Raw genomic sequence first — 19,703 nt, forward strand, 5'->3', positions numbered from 1 at the left:
AAAATTCGTTCACATTGATGCCTTTAGGGCAGCGCTCGAATTTTAACCTGCCAAATTGTGGTGCATGATCAAAAAACATGCAATGAGGGGCTTCGGAGAAAATGCTGCACTCGCGAAAACTTCAATATATCGACGAAATCGCCCGATGCGGATCGATCCGCAAGGCGGCGGCCCGGCTGAACGTCGCGTCGTCGGCGATCAACCGGCAGATTCTGGCCTTGGAGGAAGAGTTCGGGGCGCCGCTTTTCGAGCGGATGCCGCGCGGGCTGAAGCTGACGGCGGCCGGGGAACTCTGCATCGAGCATATCCGGGAGGTGCTGAAGACCTATGAGCGGATGGAAGCGCGCATCCGCGGCCTCAAGATGCCGCAGGCCGGCAAGGTGACGCTGGTTTCGACCGTGGGGCTTGCCGCAGGGCCGCTTCCCGAGATCATAGCCCGCTTCGTCGCGCAGCATCCCCGCGTGCGGGTTCTCCTGCGCAACGACGGGCCGTCGAACACGATGCAGCCGGTGATCACGGGGGAGGTGGATTTCGGGCTCGGCTTCAACATCCCCGCGACGCCCGGCATCCGCACGCTCGCCAACTTCGACATACCAATCGGCGTTGTGATGCCGCCAGGGCATCGGCTGGCGGCGGAAGAGGGGCCGGTCGACCTTGCGGATGTGGTGCAAGAGCCGCTGGTGCTTGCACAGTCGGGCACCAGCCTGCGCAACATCATCAATCTGGCGCTATCGCCGCTGTCGATCGCGGTGGAGCCGCTGGTGGAAAGCAACGCCTCGGAAATGCTGAAGAAGCTGGTCAAGGCGGGCACGGGCCTGACGCTGCTCAATCCGCTCGACGTGCTGTCGGAATGCCGCCGCGGCGAGCTGATCTTCCGGCCGATCGCCAACCCGCACGCGCGCCACCAGCCGATGAAGCTTTTCGCCCGCGCTCGCACCACGCTCGATACGGCGACCAGCCTATTCGTGGAATTCCTGCTGTCTGAACTGGCAGCCATGGTGGCCGAATTGCAGGCCAAGGGCCACCTGCCGCCCCAGCCGCATGGCCGGGACGCGCAGCGCGACGAGGGTTAGCGGGAATAGAGTTCGTCAAGCGGGAAGGTTTCGAATTCCCGCAGCATCTCGATGAAGCCCGCGACCTGATGGCGGCAGATAGCCGCGCCTTTTTCGGCGGTGCCCTTCGAGGCGTCGCCGACGACGCCGTTGGGGTTCAGGTCGTGCGCCACCCAGGACAGCACGTGCGGCGGGGCCGGCTGCATGTATTTCGAGCGGCTTTCCGCCTTGGAGACGAAGTTCTGCGCGTTCTCCATCCGCACCAGTTCGGGGCGGAAATGCAGCATCAGCGAGGTTTCGACTTCGCCGCCATGGATACCGTATTTCTGCTCGTGCTCACTGATCAGGCCCGGCGGGTTGCCGAAGCGTCCCCATTGCGTGCCGATCACCGCCATCTTGTAGCGGACGCGCAGTTCGCGGCCGACAATGCTCATGATATCGACATTGCCGCCATGCGAGTTGACGAAGACGAGCTTCTTCACCCCGGCTTCCGCCACCTTGGCGCCGATCGCGGTCCAGGCGGGGATCAGGATTTCCGGGCCGAAGGAGAGCGAGCCGGGCCCATAGACGTGTTCGTTCGCCTTGCCGATCTCCTGGGTGGGAAGCACCAGGAAATCGAGGTTGTCGGGGCGTTTCGCCTTCAATTCCGCCAGCATGCCGTTGGCGATCGCCACGTCGGTTGCGATCGGCAGGTGGGGGCCGTGCTGTTCGGTCGAGGCGATCGGCAGGATGGCGATGGTCTTGTCGGGCGAAAGGCCGGCGAAATCGAGTGAATTGAGTTCGTTCCAGTAAAATGGCTTGCCCATGCTGTCCTGCCTTTCTGCATCTCGTTTTTGAGGGTTAGGAGATCGGGCACATCTCGAAAAGCATCAATTTCCGCCTACTCCGCTGCCTTTTTGAGCGCGCTGTTTCGAGCCTTCTGTATCAAGTCGGGAAAAAAGCTGATTTCACTAAAATTGCAGCTATCCGTTTAAGCGCCCCGAAAAACCCGAGCGCTAGGGTGAACTCATCCAAGAAACGGCATCCAAGCCGCCTGAAGAAAAGGGTGCAGCCATGATCAAGAAGCTCATCATTTCCGCCGTGGTCCTGACGGCGCTGATTGTCAGCAAGGAATCACGTGCAGCGGGTGTTGGCGGTTTGGCTCGCGTGCTGTCCGAAAATGTGGCGTCCGAACGCCATGACGGCGCGATCATCGACATGCCGGTCGATCCGGTGCCGAGCCCGATCCGCGAGCGCCGCCCCATCATTCCGGCCCATCACCACATCTGATCCGGAGCGTCTCTCCTGCGCTCCCGTCCGTTGCAGCACGACGGACCGGCCCGTCTCCCTCCTCGGGGAGGCGGGTTTTCGCGATTCGGCAATCGGGCTGCTTCAAGCTTCCAAAATGATTCCGCAGGCCTTTGGAATGCGTTGTATTTAATTGAATATTTAACGTTCTACGCGAAGTTGGGCCCTCTTTCCCGTGCAAGTCCGGAAAGCCGCCGAACCAGCCAACCCCGCGGCGGTTGTTTGAAATAAGGAGTGATGCAGGTGCGGATTTCAATCAAGCATACTTTGATACTGGCTTTTGTTGTCTTGAGCCTGGGCATTTTGGGTCTCATGGGCAAGATGCTGTCTGAGGAGATAGGCCGCTACCGAAATTCCACCCAGCTCTCCGAACTGGCACAGCTTGACGAAGCCCTTTTCAATGCGTTGCTCGGGCTGCGCGGCGAGCGCGGCGCCATCTCCTCCGCCATCAAGCTGGAACCTGCAGAGGTCGCGTCCAGCCGCAAGAACATGGATACCGGCCGCGAGTCGATGGACAAGGCCTTTTCGGCGGTGAAGACCCTGGCCGCCGACGTCGAGCAGGCAAGCCTGCGCGGTGCGATCTCTCCCGTCCTCAACGCCTATACGCAGTGGGCCGGTTACCGTGCAAATGTGGACACGGCGCTCACACAGGCGGTCAAGGATCGCGATCCGGCGCTCGGCAAAGCCGTGCTCGGACTTGCCGATACGATGCTGGCCGATCTCGAAAAGGCCGCCAATCAGGTCGAGGCCACCATCAATGCGCGCGGGCCGGGGATGATCATGTTCACCCAGATCCGCTCGCTTGCCTGGACGGCGCGCACCCAGCTCGGCACCGCCAACTCCACCTTCGTCAGTGCCCTGATCGCCAAACAGCCGCTTGCGGCAGAGAAACTGACCGAAATTGCGGTTCAGGATGCGCGCGTGGCAACCGCATGGGATGTCATTACCCAGCTCTCCAACGCGGACACGACCCCGGAGAAGATCAAAACGCTTCACCGGACAGCCCAAACGACCTATTTCGGCGGGCCGTATGCCGAGCAGCGTAATGCCGCCCTCAAGGCATTCCAGGCCGGCAAACCCTTCGACATGGCGGTCGACGACTGGCGCAAGCCCGCTGCTCCCGCACAGTCTTCGATCGCCGATATGGCGTCTGCCTCGCTCAACGAGATGACGAGGCTAACGGCAGAAGAGGCTGCTTCCGCAAAGCAATCCATCATCGTCTACAGTGTTGCGACCGTTATCGCTTTTGCGCTTTCGCTTCTCGGCATCTACACGGTCATCGTGCGGATCGCCAACCCGATCAGCCGGTTGACAGGTGTGATGCGGACGCTCGCCGGCGGCGACCTTTCCGTCGAAATCCCGGGGGCCGCCCGCACCGACGAGATCGGCGACATGGCGCGCGCCGTGGAAATCTTCCGCGAGGCTGCACAGCAGAACCGCCAGCTCGAGGCGGATGCCGAACACTCCCGCAAGGCGGCCGAAGCCGAACGCATCGAATTCCAGCGCAGGGCAGAGTCCGAGGCCGAGGTGCGGCTGACCCAGGCCACCTCGGAACTCGCCTCCGGTCTGCAGCGCCTTGCTGCCGGCGATCTGCTGTGTGAGATCGACAAGGAATTTTCCGCGCAGTTCGAAACCTTGCGCCATGACTTCAACAGCTCGGTCCGCCAGTTGCGCACCGCGCTCGAAGGCGTGAACCGGACCGCCCAAAGCGTTCGCAGCGGCAGCGACGAAATCTCGACCGCGTCCGACCAGCTTTCGAAGCGTACGGAACAGCAGGCTGCATCGCTGGAAGAGACGGCGGCGGCGCTGGAAGAAGTTACCACTAACGTGAAGCAGACCTCCGAAAGGGCGAGCGAGGCACGGGAAATCGTCCGCGACGCGAGCTCCCGCGCGCAAAACTCCAGTACGGTCGTTTCCAATGCGGTCAATGCGATGCAGAAGATCGAGATGGCGTCGAACCAGATCAGCCAGATCATCGGCGTCATCGACGAGATAGCCTTCCAGACCAACCTGCTTGCCCTCAATGCAGGCGTGGAAGCCGCTCGCGCAGGCGAGGCGGGCAAGGGATTTGCAGTCGTTGCCCAGGAAGTCCGCGAACTGGCGCAGCGCTCGGCCAAGGCCGCCAAGGAGATCAAGACGCTGATCGGCAATTCCGAAGCTGCCGTCAACCAGGGCGTGGTTCTCGTCAATGATACCGGCGACGGTCTCAAGGAGATCGCCAAGCTTGTCGCGGCGGTCAACCAGCATATGGAGGCGATCGCCATTGCGGCAAACGAGCAGGCATTAGGTCTCTCGGAGATCAACACGTCCGTGAACCACATGGACCAGATGACCCAGCAGAACGCCGCCATGGTCGAGGAAATGAATGCGGCCGGCGCTACTCTTGCCGAGGAAAGCAGCCGTCTTTCCGAACTGCTGGCGCGCTTCGAAGTGAGCCGAAACAACGTGCGCGACCAGCGCTCGTTCGCCCCCGGACGACTGGCCATGGCCAGCTGAGGAGCACTTTCGAACAGCCGGCTCCCCAATGCCTATGCAGGCGGCGGGATATCACCGGTCGAGGATCTGAAAACCGTCGGCTCCTTTGCAGGGGCCGGCGGTTTTCGTTTCCAGCAGGACTAACGGTCCATATGGGGTTTTCCCCATTCGGCGATGGCGATGCCGCCGAGTGCCAGCGCCAGCGCGACGACATGGAAGAGCTGCAGGCTTTCACCGATGATGGCGACCGAGAGCAGCGTGCCGAACACCGGCACGAGATTGATGAACAGTCCGGCCCGGTTGGCGCCGATCTCCTCGACGCCCTTGATGTAGAGCACCTGCGCGATCAGCGAGGCGAAGATGCCCGTATAGAGAACCACGACCCAGCCTTCCGCATCCGGCCAGATCAGGCGATCGGCCGAATATTCCCAGAATACCAGCGGCAGCGAGAAGACCATCGCGAAAAAGGCGGGGACCGCCATCAGCGTTCGCCAGTCGATCTTCGGGCGCCATCTGAGAGCCACCGTATAGATCGCATAGGCGGCGACGGCGATCATCATGATCGCATCGCCGAAGTTGACGGTCAGCGTCACCAGGGCGCTCAAGTCGCCGTGGATGGCGGTGATGATGCCGCCGAGAAGCGTCAGGGTGAAGCCGAGGATCTGCGCCCAGGAGACCTTCATCCGGAACAGGGCGAAGTTGATGAGGAAGATCAGCATCGGGATGACCGCCTGCTCGACCGTCACGTTGATGGCCGTCGTGTAATTGACGGCGGTATAGAGCGCCGCATTGAAGACGACATAACCGACGACGCCGAGGAAGAGGAGAATCGGCAGGTTCTTCCTGACGACCGGCCAGTCCTTGATGAGCTGCGGCACGGAGATGGCGAAGATGATGGCGACGGCGAAAAACCAGCGCCAGAAGGTCAGCATCATCGGGCTCACATGGCCGACGGCGAGCTTGCCCGCTACCGCATTGCCGCCCCAGGCCAGAGTTGCAATGACGAGCGAGAGATAGGCCTTTTTATGCAAGATGGTCTCCGGCGCCGGAAAATGACGGTGATTTCAGGAAATAACGGGCGGGAATAGCGTGCAGTCCACGGTTTTGTCACGTAAAAACCACGCCCGAGTGACAAACAGGTCGCTTTCCGTTGGCCGAGGCTTTATAGATGCGGCCGTTTGCAATGCCTCTGAACGGTTTCCATCCGCCAAAGGCGGTGCATGTAAAATCAAACTGGCGCATCGACCGTATATCAATATTGATCTACGGAAGGTGTGCGTGTGGTCGCGTGGGGCATTGCCCGCAATACAGGAAGCACAGATGACGAATGTAGTCGTGGTTGGTTCGCAATGGGGTGACGAAGGCAAGGGCAAGATTGTCGACTGGCTTTCCGAACGTGCCGATATCGTGGTGCGTTTCCAGGGCGGTCACAATGCGGGCCATACGCTCGTCATCGACGGCGTCAGCTACAAGCTGTCGCTGCTGCCCTCCGGCATCGTCCGCCCGGGCAAGATCGCGGTGATCGGCAATGGCGTCGTTCTCGATCCGCATGCGCTGCTGGCGGAAATCGAAAAGCTAGGCGCACAGGGCGTGAAGGTCACGCCCGAGAACCTGCGCGTCGCCGACAACGCCACGCTGATTCTCTCGCTGCACCGCGAACTCGACGGCATGCGCGAGGATGCCGCCTCCAACAGCGGCACCAAGATCGGCACCACCCGCCGCGGCATCGGCCCGGCCTATGAGGACAAGGTCGGCCGCCGCGCGATCCGCGTCATGGACCTTGCCGACATGGAGACGCTGCCGGGCAAGGTCGACCGCATCCTCACCCATCACAACGCGCTGCGCCGTGGCCTTGGAGAGAAGGAAGTCTCGCACGAGGCGATCATGCAGGAATTGACCTCGGTCGCCGACCGCGTGCTGCCCTTCCGCGAAACCGTCTGGGAACTGCTCGATAAGCAGCGCCGCAAGGGCGCCCGCATCCTTTTCGAAGGCGCTCAAGGGTCGCTGCTCGATATCGACCACGGCACCTATCCGTTCGTCACCTCGTCGAATACGGTCGCGGGCCAGGCGTCTGCCGGCTCAGGCATGGGGCCGGGTGCGCTCGGCTATATTCTCGGAATCACCAAGGCCTATACGACTCGCGTCGGCGAAGGCCCGTTCCCGACCGAGCTGAAGGACGAGATCGGCCAGTTCCTCGGCGAGAAGGGCCATGAATTCGGTACGGTCACGGGCCGCAAGCGCCGTTGCGGCTGGTTCGACGCAGCGCTGGTACGCCAGTCGGTCGCCACCAACGGCATTACCGGCATTGCGCTCACCAAGCTCGACGTTCTCGATGGCCTCGACGAGTTGAAGATCTGCGTCGGCTACATGCTCGACGGCGAGCAGATCGATCATCTTCCTGCAAGCCAGGGCGCCCAGGCTCGTGTAGAGCCGGTCTATGTCACCCTCGAAGGCTGGAAGGAATCGACGGTCGGGGCTCGCTCCTGGGCGGACCTGCCGGCCCAGGCGATCAAATATGTCCGCCAGGTCGAGGAATTGATCGGTGCGCCGGTTGCCCTACTTTCCACCAGCCCGGAGCGGGACGACACCATACTTGTGACCGACCCGTTTGAAGATTAAAGTCAAGAATTGATTACCATTCGGCCGGCCTTCGGGCCGGCTTACATGAGAAAGTGCTGATGGCTGATTTTGTAGCGGTGATCCGCCGCGCCGTTGACGGTCTGGCGAACAATACGCCAGAGATGCGTGCGAAGGTTTATGAAAAGGCTCGTGGCGCCGTGCAGCGGCAACTCGAGAACATGAAGCCGCGTCCGCCTGAAGACATGCTGCGGCGGCAGCTCGACAAGCTCGAAGCCGCCATCGTCGACGTCGAGAGCGAACATGCCGAAGCACTGGAACCCATAGCCGACGGCGCAAGTGCCGCAGATGCCGAGACGGCCGGTGAGGCCGCCCCGGCCGAGCGGGTCTCGGAATATCAGGACGACCAGCAGCACGCTGCCGAATCGGCTCAGGCGCCGGCCGCCCATGAGCCGGAAGAGACGCCGGCCGCATCCGAATCAGCCCCCGCCGTTCGCACAGAACGGCCCGTCTTTTACGAAGACGGTTATGAAGAGCCGGGACAAGCCGTCGTTCACGCCGAACCCGCCGAGCCGGAGCCCGTCGCGCAGGAACCTGCCGAGGTGGAGCCTCCGGTCTCCGAACCGGCCGTCCTCCACCAGGAGGAAGAGGCAACGACGGTTTCCGATCAGCAGGAGCCCGCAGCCCAGCAATATGGCGACTGGCGGGACGACGTGCCGTCGGAAGAGACGCCAGCCGAACCGGCACCCTACGAACATTCCGAACAGGCGCCCGAACCGTCGCAGGCTTTCGACGAGAGCACGATCGAATTCCCGACGGCCGCACCCCTGCCGGCCTCGGAGCCGGTTGTGCCGGAACCGGTCGATGCTGCCGCCGAGCCGGCCGATACTGCCGCAAGCGAATCGGCCGACGATGATTTCCCCTATCCGACACGCGGTGAGCAGGCTGTTCAGCAGGCCGCTCCCGAGTTCGTGGAGGCATGGCACAACGAACCGCATCCGTTTGAAGATCAGCATCCGGTCGAGGACCGGATGGAGGTCGAACAGCCTGCCGAGGCCCACCAGGCGCCGGAACCGGCCAAGCCGGTAGACGAGGATTGGGGCTGGGAGGTGCCGGCCCCGGCCGAGCCTCCGGTGTCGAGCCAGGAGACGGTTGCCGCCGCTGCATGGAACGATGTGCCGGAACTGATCACGGCCGGTCCCGTCGTGCCGATCGATCATGGGCACGGCGGTACCGCAACTCCGGCCGACGCTCATTTCGATTTGGAGACCCATGTATCGGCCGATTCGGTCCGCATGCCGCCGGTTGCCGATCTCCCGGAGCTCGCGGAGCAATCCGCCGCGGCGGCAGGAGTGGCAACGGCTGCCGGCATTGATCCCTTCGCCGAATATCTCGATGAGCAACATTCCAAGAAGACCACTGCCGCGCCGGCGAAAACAGCCGACAGCGATCCGTGGGGTGATCTCGAGGAGCTGATCGGCTTCAACAAGGATGCGCCGTCCTCTTCGGGCGGTGGCGCGCGCAGCACGCTCCACACCGATGCCGATGCGGACGATCTGATGCATGCGCCGGCCAGACCCTATCGGGTCACTCCGGTACGCAAGCGCAATTATGCCGGCATCGTGCTGGCGGTTGTCGGTCTGGCACTTGTCGGCGGCGGTGGTTATGCGATCTGGCTGAACCGCGACTCGCTGAACGACATGGTCGACGGCCTGATCCAGTCGAGCGCGCCCGGAAGCCAGACGGCGCAGCAGACACCGGCGCCCGCACCCGCGACGCCGCAACCCAACCGCACCCCTTCGACGCCTTCCACCCCTGCGACGCCGCCACAGAACGGTGCGGCCAATACGCCTGCCGCGCCGCGAACGGCGGACGGATCGACGGCCGGGACCAAGTTCACGCAGCGGCTGATGGCAGACGGCCGCGAGGTCGACGAGGGGCCGGGTGTCACCGCCGGGCTGGCGCAGAATGCGGAAGGCCAGTCGGTCGCGCAGCTCAATGCCCCGCCCGCCAATCCTCCGGCGCAACCGGCGCCCACTCCGAGCACGCCGAACGGCAGCGCCAATGCGGTGCCGCCTCAGACGCAACCGGCTGTGCCGGCTCCGAATGCCGCCACGCCGCCCGCCAGCCCGCCCTCGGCGGCTCCGGCGAATACTCCGGCGGTCGCAGGCGAAAAGATGTTCCTTTATGAGGAGCGGATCGGCCAGACGGCGCCGACGGCCATCGAGGGCTCGGTCTCCTGGTCGCTGCAGCGTGAGGCAGGCGCCAACGGCCGGCAGGAACCGGTCGTTCAGGGACGTATCAACGTGCCGGGCAGGGGCCTGACGGCGCTGATGACCTTCAAGCGCAATACAGATCCGTCGCTGCCGGCGAGCCACCTGGTCGAGATCGTCTTCGCAGTGCCGCCGGATTTCGAAGGCGGTGCGATCGAAAGCGTGCAGCGCATTGCCATGAAGGCGAGCGAGCAGGATCGCGGCAACGCATTGATCGCAGTGCCTGCCAAGATCACCGACGACTTCCACATGATCGCGCTCAACGATTTCCCGGATGCACGCTCGACCAATCTGGAACTGCTGCGCAGCCGCAACTGGATCGACATCCCGATCGCCTATCGCAACGGCCGCCGTGCGCTGCTGACCCTCCAAAAAGGCTCGGATGGCGAACGCGCCTTCAACGACGCGATCCGCGAGTGGGGCACGCTCGGTGCCACTGCCAGCGGGCAGTGACCAGGCAGGCCCTCCCTGGGTGCGGACGAGATTGACGTACTACGCTGAGCGTAGTACGTTCATCCATGATCAAGTCGTGGGCGAGTAGTTCTACCCGCCGCTTTGCCGAGGACGGCAAAGCCAAGTTTTCGGGGATGGACGAAGAGGCCGCGATCGAGTTGCTGGCGGCGCTCCACGCGGCATCGTCGCTCAACGATCTCAGCCCATTGCGGTCCGTCGGCCTTCACAAGCTTTCCGGAAATCGCTCAGGGCAGTGGGCAATGACGATCAACGGGCCGTGGCGAATCTGCTTCACGTTCAGGGATGGAGATGCCTGGGATGTGGAGATCGTCGATTATCATTAGGAAGGATATGCAGATGATGGCAGTTCATCCTGGTCGCATTTTGAAACGCGAACTGACCGCGCGCAGTCTGTCGGCCAACCAGCTCGCCCTTTCACTCCGCCTGCCTTCAGGGCGGATCACCGACATCCTTAACGGAAAGCGCGGCATTTCTCCCGATACGGCCCTGAGACTGGCGCGGTATTTTGGAAACACCGCTCGTTTCTGGCTCGATCTGCAGACGGCCTATGAGCTTGCTCTTGCCGAACGGGAAAATGGCGCCCGGATCGCGGAAGAGGTCAAACCGTCCGAAGCAGCCTGACGTTCCAGGCGGTGTCGCCCGACCGGCTCCTCTCCCTACACATGCCAAACCGTGGTTTTGTATCGCCTAGAGAAGCGTATGGCCGGCCGCCTGCAGCAGCTCGCGGCCCTGCGGTTCGTCGGCCGTTTTGATCAGCAGGTGGTCGCCGTCGAATGTGGAGACCACGAAAATGCCTATGCCGTTTTCCGAAAGCGGCCGGATCACCGAGAGCACGATGCCGGTTTCTCCGAACGCGAACGGCCCCTGGAACTTGTAGCAGGTCCAGCCGCCGTCCTGTTTGATGCCGGAAGGCACACGCTCCTCGCGGCAGACGATGGAGAGCTCATCCTCGGTGCGGCTGATGCTGACGAAACCTTCGCCATCCGCCCATGCGGGAATGCGGTCGGCGGGTTCAAGCCTGGCGATGGCATAGCTGCCCGCAAGTTTCCTGAGCGTGATCTGCGCTGCCATCCCTGCTTCCCCATTTCCAGTCCACGGATACCGGATAAAGAAAAGGGGCCGCCGAAGCAGCCCCTTTTATATCGTCAGCGTCGCGCGTGATTAAGCGTCGACGACGCGCAGGGCGTTCGCCTGGGCGAGCGCTTCCTTCTGAACGGCTTCCTGCACCTTTTCGAAGGCGCGGACCTCGATCTGCCGGACGCGTTCGCGGCTGATGTCGAACTCGGACGACAGTTCCTCCAGCGTCACCGGATCGTCGGCAAGACGACGGGCTTCGAAGATACGGCGTTCGCGGTCGTTCAGCACGCTCAGAGCCTTGGCCAGCATGCGGCGGCGCGTGTCGAGCTCGTCCTGCTCGATCAGCACGGCTTCCTGGCTTTCGTGGTCGTCCACCAGCCAATCCTGCCACTGGCCGGATTCGCCTTCGGTGGCGCGGATCGGCGCGTTCAGCGAGGCGTCGCCCGAAAGGCGGCGGTTCATGGAAACCACTTCCTCCTCGGAGACGTTCAGCTTGGTGGCGATTTCTGCCACCTGGTCGGGCTTCAGATCACCTTCGTCGATCGCCTGGATCTTGCCCTTCAACCGGCGCAGGTTGAAGAACAGCCGTTTCTGGTTGGCGGTGGTGCCCATTTTCACGAGCGACCACGAGCGCAGGATGTATTCCTGGATCGAGGCCTTGATCCACCACATGGCATAGGTCGCCAAACGGAAGCCGCGTTCCGGGTCGAATTTCTTGACGGCCTGCATCAGGCCGACGTTACCTTCGGAGACGACTTCGCCGATCGGCAAGCCATAACCGCGATAACCCATGGCGATCTTTGCCACGAGACGCAGGTGGCTGGTGACCAGCTTGTGGGCCGCATCCCGGTCGGCATGTTCGGCATACCGTTTCGCCAGCATGTATTCCTGCTGCGGTTCCAGCATGGGAAACTTGCGGATTTCGTCGAGATAGCGGTTGAGGCCGGCTTCACCGGCAGTAATGGAAGGCAGAGTATTGCGGGCCATAAAGCACCCCTTTCCGATCTATATATCGGCTCCCTTTTTGATCTTGCTGTACATGCTGAAGGCGAGCCAAGCGGCGCAGGTCATTTTCGACCCCACACCGACCCAAATGACAGATAAGTACGGCAGAACAGTGATTCAAGTCATCACAGAAGCGTTATATCATTACAATATCGTAATATACAGCGCCTTGGTTTGACGCGCTGGGAAGCAAGACGATTGTGATCGTCCAGGATCCCAGAAGTGTATCTTGCCTCACCCATCTCCGTCGGGTCAAAGGCATTTGCGTTCCAGTCCCTGCGCGTTGGAGCGGCGGTAGCGGCTGACGTCGCCGTAAGCTTGGCCGCGCGAGACGCCGATATCTTTCAACTGGTCGTCGGTCAACTCCAGCAGCGCCACACGGTTGCGGCGTTGGCGAATTCTTCTCACGATGGCTGCGACCACCCGGCGCAAGGGCGACGGCTTGGCCGATGCATCGTCGGCGGCGAGCGGCTGGCATGCCGCTGCGGGCGGCAGTTCCATGACAAGGTGATAGCGTTCCGATGCGCGGTCAAAGACCGCCCGGTTCTCGTTCTTCATGATCTTTCTCCTGAAAGAGTGCCGGGCAATGCGCGCGGCTGGTGTTTAGGAGGCGGGCGACTGGCGCCCGCCTCGATGTCGGTACCGGTGCCGGTTTTTACTTGCTGGCTGCCTGGGCCGTGCGGGTCGCGACTTCCGCTTCCCGCAGGGCTTCAGCGCATTCCTCGCAGCAGACTTCGACCGTCTTGCCGCCGATCTTCACGGCGATCCGGGTCGAATCGAGTTCGCAGTCGCAGGCGGCGCAGGTGTTCTCTTTCATGGTGGCATCTCCCGATGTTGATCTTACGGGAAGAAGAAAAGCATTTTGGCAGGGGCTTCCGCTGTCAAAATCTTTAGCGACTTTTGTGGCTGCTATCTCAAGCCCGCAAAGCGCTGGAATTCCGCCGGCGTCCGCCCATAAGCGTGGCGAAAAGCCGACGAGAAGTGGCTGTGGCTGGAAAAGCCGAGTTCCAACCCAAGCTCGGTCAGGTCGTCATAGGTGCCGAGCAGATCGAGCGCCCGGGCCAGCCGCAGGCGAAGCTGGTAGCGGTAGAGCGGCGTGCCCTCCACCTGCTGGAAGACCTGGGTGAGATAGACCGGTGAGACGCCGGTTTCACCGGCAATCTCGGCGAGCGTCCAGCGGCGGGCGAGATCGGAGGAGAGGGCGAGCTTGGCGCGGTCCACCAGCTTCTGGCGGCCGGCGCTGGCGGTCGCGGCGCGCGCGGTCCGCACACCGACGGAGCGGCGCACCAGCGTCATGGCCAGCGTTTCGGCTTCCAGGGTCTCGGCGGCGCCGCGCATCAGGCTGTGGCGCAGCAGCGCTACCAGCGCCTGGGCTCGTTCGTCGATCCTCAGCCGCTGCTTGTTGAAGACGAAGCGCGATCCTCTGGGATTGCGGTGCTCGGCCGGGACCAGTTCCTCCAGCATCGCCTCGGGCACGTCCATGCTGAGGCAGGAATCGCCGCCTTCGACCGGGTGGCTGATCTGGTAGGCCTCGTCGCAGTTGAAGAACAGGACCTGGTTGGCCTCCGCCACCGTGTCGTCGATGCCGACATGGCGCATGAAGACACCGCGATAGGGGAAGACGAGGCTCGTCGCATGCGAGCATTCCTCGTCGCTGCGGTGCCGGCATTCGCCGTTGCACATGACGTCGCGGACCTTGATCAGGTCCGTGTCGAGGAGCTTTCTGACGGCGAGTTGGCTCATGGAGGACCTTGGGACGCCTCGTGAATGTCGAGAGTTATATACTCTTCGACGGTGCCTCAGGCCACCCGTTTCATGCCTTAAGCGCTTCGATCAACTCCGCCATGTCGTCGGGCATCGGTGCTTCGAATTCCATCACCTCGCCGGTGCGGGGATGCTCGAAGGCGAGCAGGAAGGCGTGCAGCGCCTGGCGCGGAAAACGGTTGACGACGCCCTTGGCGAAATCCGGCAGCAGGTTTGCCTTGGTCTTGAAGCCGGCCGAATAATCCTGGTCGCCGATCAGCGGGTGGCCGATATGGGCCATATGAACACGGATCTGGTGGGTGCGGCCGGTCTCCAGCCGGCATTCGATCAGCGCGGCGAGTGCGGTCGCATCCGGCTTTTCGTGGAAACGCTCGATCACCTGGTAGTGGGTGATGGCCTCGCGGGCGTCGCTGCTGTCTTCCTTCTGCACGGCGCGCTTGGTGCGGTCTCCGGCACGGCCGAGAGGCGCGTCGATCGTTCCCTTCAGGCCGCGCGGACGACCCCAGACGACCGCCTGATAGGCGCGCTCCAGTGGACCCGAGCGGCCATGGTCGGCGAACTGGTCGGCAAGGTGGCGGTGGGCGATGTCGTTCTTGGCGGCGACCATTACGCCGCTCGTATCCTTGTCGAGCCGGTGGACGATGCCGGGACGCTTGACGCCGCCGATGCCCGAAAGGCTCGCGCCGCAATGATAGATCAGCGCGTTGACCAGCGTGCCGGTCCAGTTGCCGGCGCCCGGATGCACGACGAGGCCGGCGGGCTTGGCGATGACGATCAGGTCGGCATCCTCGTAGAGAACCTGGAGCGGGATATCCTCGCCCTTGGGCTCCGGATCCTCGGGTTCCGGAAGATCGATCTCGACGGTGTCGCCGGCATTGATCTTCTTCTTCGGCTCGGTGACCGGCTTGCCGTTGAGGCTGACAGCGCCCTGTTCGATCAGCGCCTTGATCCGGTTTCGCGAAAACTCACCGTCCAGCACGGAGGTCAGCCAGGCGTCCAGCCGTCCTTCGGCCTCGTCGGAGGCGGTGAGGACTTTCCTTGCACGCTCGGCTTCTTTAAAGGGATCGTTCATTCAATCATTCCGATAGCATTCGACAAGAACAAGGACGCCGCCCTCATGCCCCAACCCGAGATCGAGGAACAGGAAGAGCCGCTTGATCCGGCAATGGAGAAAATCCGCCGGAAGATGGTGCTTCTGATACTCGTTTCGGGCGGGATCTTGTTCGTCTGCTTTATGGCGGTCCTTGGCGCCATTGTCTACAAGGTCACGCAGCGGCCTGCCACGCCCGGGACGATCGCTTCGACAGGCGGGTTCTCGGTGCCCGCCGGCCAGCCGCTTGCGGCAACTGCGGAACTGCCTGCCGGCTTCGTCGTGCAGGGCGTATCCCTCTCCGGCAGCCAAATCCTGTTCTACGGACTGCTGACCGGCGACCAGAAGGTCCTGATCTACGATATCGCTGCCGGCCGCATCGTCGCCGATGTGACGGTGGCGATACCACAATAATGGCGCCGATCCGCATCGATGACGCGGACGATCCGCGGATCGCCGAATTCCGGTCGATCCGCGAGCGGGACCTCACCGGGCGGGAAGGGCGGTTCATCGCGGAAGGAACCGTGGTGCTCAGGATGCTCGCCGCCGCACATGGGTCCGGCGGCGATTTTCTGACCGAGAAGATCCTGCTGCTCGAAAACCGGGTTGCGGGGCTTGCCGAGATACTCGCAGGTTTTCCGGCAGACATTCCGGTCTACGTGGCCTCGGCCGCGGTGCTCGATCAGATCGCCGGTTTCCATCTGCATCGCGGCGTGCTGGCGCTTGGACGCCGCCGGCAGGAGAGGACAGCCTCCGAGCTGATTGCCGTGTTGCCGGAGAAGGCGCTGGTGGTCGCGGTCTTCGGCATTTCCAATCACGACAATATCGGCTCGATCTTCCGCAACGCCGCAGCCTTCGGCGCCGATGCGGTGCTGCTCGATCAGGGTTGCTGCGACCCGCTCTACCGCAAGTCGCTGCGCGTCTCCGTTGGAGCGGTTTTGTCGGTGCCCTATGCGCGGCGCGGCACGACGACGGATATCCTGGCCGTGCTGATGGAGAAGGGCTTTGCCGTCTGGGGGCTTTCGCCCACGGGTTCCGTGGAAATCCGGGATGTACCGCCTTCCGAGCGTATGGTGCTGATCACCGGCACGGAAGGCGAGGGACTGCCCGCACACGTCCTCAGCCGCATCCGATCGGCCAGGATCGCCCAGGCGCCAGGCCTCGACAGCCTCAATGCGGCGACGGCGACCGGCATCGCGCTCTACGAGATCGCCATGGCCCAAGGTCGCCTATCTCAGGGCAGGTTATAGAAGTCTCAGGTGTTTGCGTCCTGGCTGGTCGCGAGCGTCTTCTTCGATCTCGCGGCCAGGCTTTCCCGGTTGCTGTTTCCGGATTTGCCGGACAGGATCTTGAAGATCGGTGAGCCGGAACCTTCGGACGCTGCCGTCAAGGCCACCATGCTGGCGGCTATGGAGGCCAGTTCCTGGCGAATGGCGTCGTCGCTGCCGCTGCCCTTCGCCAGGCGTTCGGAGAGCGCCGCTGCCCGGTTGCGGGCCTCTTCAGCCATTCTGGCCACGACGGGATCGACATCCGGCTGCCCGGAAACCCGGGCTTGTCTCGGAGGCGGGGCGTGCGGAATTTCGCGCAGGTTGATGTCCTCCGGAGTGATCTTCTTTCTCGGCGTCGCTTTTATAACAGGGCGGACAGCCGTCGAATCGCGAAGGGCGCGACTGGAATCGCGCGCTTCGGCACTGGCGCCTTTCAGCTTGTCCCGCAGTCGGCCGATCTCGGCAAGCCGGCGCTCCAGCGCCGTCTCCCTGTCGGCACGGTCGGCGATCTCCTTGGCAAGCTTGTCCTCGAGCCGCTGAACGCGATGCTCTTCCTGGGCGAGCCGTGCCTCGGCATCCTTGGCGCGGGCAGTCTGCTGCCGGACGTCGTTGCGCAGCGTATCCCGTTCGTCGCGCAAGGCGGTGACGCGGAATTTGAGGTTCTCCACCTCCGTGTCGCGGGTGGAAAGATCGATCCGGAAATTGTCGGCGTCGGCGATCATCAGAAGCTGGCGCTGCTGCAGCTTCTCGATCTCCAGATCCTTGGCGGCGACGGTTTGCTCGGCGGTTTCGAGCGCCGCCTTCAATTGCTGGATATAGCTGTCTTCCTGACGCAGGCGCGAACGGGCGTCGGCAGCCTCGACATCCATGGTGTCGATCTGGGCGCGCAGGTCGGTGATCTCGGACAGCAACTGCGTGGCTTCCTCGGCCAGCCTATCGCTCTTGATCTGCAGCGCGACCGCCTTGTCCCTTTCCTGGACGAGTTCCTGCTTGGTGCGGGCATTCTCGGCCGCATAGACGGCGCGGGCCATGTCCCGCTGGGCGCGGACTTCCTGCGGGCTGATCGGCAGCGTCGCCTTGATGCGGTTTTCTGTGTAGCGCACGATGCGATTGTGGACCGCCGGTGCAACCAGCATCACCGCAAGCGCGGCGCTCAGGAAACCCAAGCCGAACAGAAGAGCAAACTGGATCACGATGAGGCCGTTTCGCGGTCTGGATGGGAATGCGCAGGCTGTTTAAGCATGGTCACATTCAACCGGCAAGCGCCCTTCAGGCGGAAGGCCGGATTACCGGCCGCTGTGGCGCAAAACATCAAATTCCCCTCCGTTGTCCGGAGAGGACAATGGCGAATTTCAGAAAGGGTTCCAGGTCGGCGACTGGGTGAGCTTCAGATAACCGACGTTGATGCCGAGGCGAGCACCGAGGCCGGTGCGAATCGGCACGAGAATCATGTTGTTGTTGCGCAGCACCGTCATGCCGACGCCGGCGACCACGAAGGCGGAGCCCGACACGCCGCCGAAGCGGGCATAGAGGCTGTTCACCGAGGGAAGGTCGTAGACCAGCATCATCGCGCGGGTGCCTTGGCCGCCGTAGTCGATGCCGAGCGAAGGGCCCTGCCAGAAGACCGGGTGCTGTCCGGCGTTCTTCGTGTAGAGCTCGCCCTCGCCATAGGTCAGGCCGGCGATGAATGCGCCCGAGCCTTCCTGGCCAAGGATATAGCCGTTCGGCAGGCCGTATTGCGAAAAGGCATTCTCCACAACCTTGGCAAGGCCGCCGCTGGTGGAGCCGAAGAAGCCGTGGCCGGCATCGACGATTTCTTGGGCGGAATATTGGTTGGAGCGCTGCTGGGCGGCTGCCGGGCCTGCGAAGACCGCCACGGCTGCGATCACGGCAAACACAGTCGCGGCGAAACGGGCGAGGGCGGAAGGGGTGTGGATGCGCATTGTCAGATCCATGATTGTATCATCCAGGGGCACGCCTTTTGCATCATGCTTAAGGCCCGGCCATTTTGAAGCCATGATCTTAATAATCGGTTTACCAAATATGGTGTCATTATGGCCAGGAACATTGCCACATCCTCGCGCAACCTTCAGATGGCAAGGCGAATACGGGGGGAGCATTCCCAAACAGGAGACCTACATGCCGAAGAATCCGAATCTTACCCTTGCCGGGCCAGATCTCGCGGCACTTCTGTGCAGCCGTGTCTGCCATGACGTGATCTCCCCGGTCGGCGCGATCAACAACGGCCTTGAGCTTCTCGACGAGGGTGCGGCCGACGGCGATGCGCTCGACCTCATCCGCACCTCGGCCCTGAACGCCTCGGTACGTCTCAAGTTCGCGCGGCTCGCCTTCGGTGCTTCCGGCTCGGTCGGCGCCTCGATCGATACGGGCGAGGCCGAGAAGGCCGCCAAGGATTTCGCCATTGCCGAAAAGAAGACCGAGGTCACCTGGAACGGCCCGCGGGCGATCATCGCCAAGAATCGCGTCAAGCTGCTCCTCAACCTCTTCCTGGTCGCCTATGCGGGCATTCCCCGCGGCGGCTCGATGGACGTGACGCTGGAAAATCCGGAATACGACGCGAAATTCATCCTCACCATCAAGGGACGGATGATGCGCGTGCCGGCCAAATTCGTCGAGATCGCCAGCGGTACTCTCGAAGAGCCGATCGATGCTCATTCGATCCAGCCCTATTACACGGTGCTGCTCGCGGAAGAGTCCGGCATGGAACTGAGCCATGTGGTTTCTGAAGACAAGATCGTTTTCATCGCCGAGACCGTGGCGGCTTGAGACGATCTGCGGTTGTTTGGCACCCAAGGGTAACCATTCATTAGTGCCATCCCCTTAATGATGGATGCTCGGAACCAGAGAGGGTTCGGCGTCAGGGGGATACGATGCAGCGTTTAATGATTGCCGACGGATCGGACATCGTACGCACGGTCGGAAAGCGAATCCTGTCGGAACTGGGCTTCCTCGTGATCGAGGCCGACACTGCGCGCGAGGCGGCGACGCGCTGCAATGCCGAGCTTCCCAATTTCCTGATCGTCGATGCAGCGCTGGAAGGCGCGCTTGAACTGATCGGCACCATCCGTGCGATGCCGAACGGCAAGAGCATCCGCATCTTCTATTGCGTCATCGAAGCGGACCTGAAGAAGATGATGGCCGGCAAGCGCGCCGGTGCGGACGATTTCCTGCTGAAGCCGTTCGATCGCAAGATCCTGACTTCGGTCTTCTCGGCTCTGGCGCAGGCCGCCTGATTTTCAAAGCCGATACATCCACTCGACTAGCGGCAGCCTGCATGGTTGCCGAGCCGCGTTTCGTTTTGGGTCCGCAGGCGGATCAAAACAAAACGTCCGCCTGGCAG

General features: G+C 62.5%; 21 protein-coding genes. 11 read left to right on the forward strand and 10 right to left on the reverse strand.

Annotated features, from left to right (window positions below):
• Nucleotides 1-101: 101 nt before the first annotated feature.
• Complete coding sequence (locus C5J26_RS02080) at nt 102-1,073, forward strand: LysR family transcriptional regulator (RefSeq protein WP_046635069.1); 972 nt, start codon at nt 102-104, stop codon at nt 1,071-1,073.
• Here C5J26_RS02080 and C5J26_RS02085 read toward each other — a convergent pair.
• Complete coding sequence (locus tag C5J26_RS02085; protein WP_105400311.1) at nt 1,070-1,858, reverse strand: creatininase family protein; 789 nt, start codon at nt 1,856-1,858, stop codon at nt 1,070-1,072. The two genes, C5J26_RS02080 and C5J26_RS02085, sit on opposite strands and share 4 nt — an antisense overlap.
• A 247-nt stretch (nt 1,859-2,105) precedes the next feature.
• On the opposite strand from C5J26_RS02085, the gene C5J26_RS02090 reads away from it, so the two are divergent.
• Both C5J26_RS02090 and C5J26_RS02095 read left to right on the forward strand, forming a co-directional pair.
• Complete coding sequence (locus C5J26_RS02090) at nt 2,106-2,321, forward strand: hypothetical protein (protein WP_105400312.1); 216 nt, start codon at nt 2,106-2,108, stop codon at nt 2,319-2,321.
• A 255-nt stretch (nt 2,322-2,576) separates the two neighbouring features.
• Nucleotides 2,577-4,835 carry a methyl-accepting chemotaxis protein gene (locus tag C5J26_RS02095; RefSeq protein WP_245441037.1) on the forward strand — a complete coding sequence of 753 codons (2,259 nt, stop codon included), beginning with the start codon at nt 2,577-2,579 and terminating at the stop codon, nt 4,833-4,835.
• A 119-nt stretch (nt 4,836-4,954) separates the two neighbouring features.
• On the opposite strand, the gene C5J26_RS02100 is transcribed toward C5J26_RS02095, so the two are convergent.
• Nucleotides 4,955-5,845, reverse strand: coding sequence for a DMT family transporter (locus C5J26_RS02100; RefSeq protein WP_105400313.1), 891 nt, complete (start codon nt 5,843-5,845; stop codon nt 4,955-4,957).
• Nucleotides 5,846-6,134: 289 nt separating this feature from the next.
• Here C5J26_RS02100 and C5J26_RS02105 point away from each other — a divergent pair, with 289 nt between their 5' ends.
• The 4 genes from C5J26_RS02105 to C5J26_RS02120 all read left to right on the forward strand — a co-directional run bounded on the left by C5J26_RS02105 (nt 6,135) and on the right by C5J26_RS02120 (nt 10,759).
• Nucleotides 6,135-7,433, forward strand: coding sequence for an adenylosuccinate synthase (locus C5J26_RS02105; protein ID WP_105400314.1), 1,299 nt, complete (start codon nt 6,135-6,137; stop codon nt 7,431-7,433).
• A 59-nt stretch (nt 7,434-7,492) separates the two neighbouring features.
• Nucleotides 7,493-10,117, forward strand: coding sequence for a hypothetical protein (locus C5J26_RS02110; RefSeq protein WP_105400315.1), 2,625 nt, complete (start codon nt 7,493-7,495; stop codon nt 10,115-10,117).
• A 65-nt stretch (nt 10,118-10,182) separates the two neighbouring features.
• The gene (locus tag C5J26_RS02115) at nt 10,183-10,461 is read left to right on the forward strand and encodes a type II toxin-antitoxin system RelE/ParE family toxin (protein ID WP_105400316.1); all 279 of its coding nucleotides are present in this window, start codon (nt 10,183-10,185) and stop codon (nt 10,459-10,461) included.
• 13 nt (nt 10,462-10,474) lie between these two features.
• Complete coding sequence (locus C5J26_RS02120; protein ID WP_105400899.1) at nt 10,475-10,759, forward strand: HigA family addiction module antitoxin; 285 nt, start codon at nt 10,475-10,477, stop codon at nt 10,757-10,759.
• Between the two features lie 66 nt (nt 10,760-10,825).
• Here C5J26_RS02120 and C5J26_RS02125 read toward each other — a convergent pair whose 3' ends face one another.
• The 6 genes from C5J26_RS02125 to C5J26_RS02145 form a co-directional block, all read right to left on the reverse strand.
• Complete coding sequence (locus C5J26_RS02125; RefSeq protein WP_105400317.1) at nt 10,826-11,209, reverse strand: ACT domain-containing protein; 384 nt, start codon at nt 11,207-11,209, stop codon at nt 10,826-10,828.
• A 90-nt stretch (nt 11,210-11,299) separates the two neighbouring features.
• Nucleotides 11,300-12,202, reverse strand: coding sequence for an RNA polymerase sigma factor RpoH (rpoH, locus tag C5J26_RS02130; protein WP_046666717.1), 903 nt, complete (start codon nt 12,200-12,202; stop codon nt 11,300-11,302).
• Between the two features lie 270 nt (nt 12,203-12,472).
• Nucleotides 12,473-12,778 (reverse strand): DUF1127 domain-containing protein, encoded by a 306-nt coding sequence (locus tag C5J26_RS02135; protein ID WP_371681880.1) that lies wholly within the window; start codon nt 12,776-12,778, stop codon nt 12,473-12,475.
• A 97-nt stretch (nt 12,779-12,875) separates the two neighbouring features.
• Complete coding sequence (locus C5J26_RS32500; RefSeq protein WP_172716939.1) at nt 12,876-13,037, reverse strand: hypothetical protein; 162 nt, start codon at nt 13,035-13,037, stop codon at nt 12,876-12,878.
• 92 nt (nt 13,038-13,129) lie between these two features.
• The gene (locus tag C5J26_RS02140) at nt 13,130-13,963 is read right to left on the reverse strand and encodes an AraC family transcriptional regulator (protein ID WP_105400318.1); all 834 of its coding nucleotides are present in this window, start codon (nt 13,961-13,963) and stop codon (nt 13,130-13,132) included.
• Nucleotides 13,964-14,033: 70 nt separating this feature from the next.
• Complete coding sequence (locus C5J26_RS02145) at nt 14,034-15,056, reverse strand: RluA family pseudouridine synthase (protein ID WP_105400319.1); 1,023 nt, start codon at nt 15,054-15,056, stop codon at nt 14,034-14,036.
• Nucleotides 15,057-15,101: 45 nt separating this feature from the next.
• On the opposite strand from C5J26_RS02145, the gene C5J26_RS02150 reads away from it, so the two are divergent.
• Together C5J26_RS02150 and C5J26_RS02155 are read left to right on the forward strand one after the other, a co-directional pair.
• On the forward strand, nt 15,102-15,488 hold the full coding sequence (locus tag C5J26_RS02150) for a hypothetical protein (RefSeq protein WP_037076826.1): 387 nt from the start codon (nt 15,102-15,104) through the stop codon (nt 15,486-15,488).
• On the forward strand, nt 15,488-16,324 hold the full coding sequence (locus tag C5J26_RS02155) for an RNA methyltransferase (protein WP_105400320.1): 837 nt from the start codon (nt 15,488-15,490) through the stop codon (nt 16,322-16,324). The genes C5J26_RS02150 and C5J26_RS02155 overlap by 1 nt, the downstream gene beginning before the upstream one ends.
• 5 nt (nt 16,325-16,329) lie before the next feature.
• On the opposite strand, the gene C5J26_RS02160 is transcribed toward C5J26_RS02155, so the two are convergent.
• A complete protein-coding gene (locus C5J26_RS02160) occupies nt 16,330-17,535 on the reverse strand; it encodes a hypothetical protein (RefSeq protein ID WP_105400321.1) in 1,206 nt (401 codons plus the stop codon).
• Nucleotides 17,536-17,694: 159 nt separating this feature from the next.
• The gene (locus tag C5J26_RS02165) at nt 17,695-18,297 is read right to left on the reverse strand and encodes a DUF1134 domain-containing protein (protein ID WP_371412573.1); all 603 of its coding nucleotides are present in this window, start codon (nt 18,295-18,297) and stop codon (nt 17,695-17,697) included.
• Between the two features lie 184 nt (nt 18,298-18,481).
• On the opposite strand from C5J26_RS02165, the gene chpT reads away from it, so the two are divergent.
• Nucleotides 18,482-19,129 (forward strand): histidine phosphotransferase ChpT, encoded by a 648-nt coding sequence (gene chpT / locus C5J26_RS02170; RefSeq protein ID WP_046603646.1) that lies wholly within the window; start codon nt 18,482-18,484, stop codon nt 19,127-19,129.
• Between the two features lie 104 nt (nt 19,130-19,233).
• Complete coding sequence (locus C5J26_RS02175; protein WP_105400322.1) at nt 19,234-19,596, forward strand: PleD family two-component system response regulator; 363 nt, start codon at nt 19,234-19,236, stop codon at nt 19,594-19,596.
• The last annotated feature ends 107 nt before the right edge of the window (nt 19,597-19,703 follow it).

Source organism: Neorhizobium sp. T7_12, from assembly GCF_002968535.1.
GTDB classification, from domain to species: Bacteria; Pseudomonadota; Alphaproteobacteria; order Rhizobiales; family Rhizobiaceae; genus Neorhizobium; species Neorhizobium tomejilense.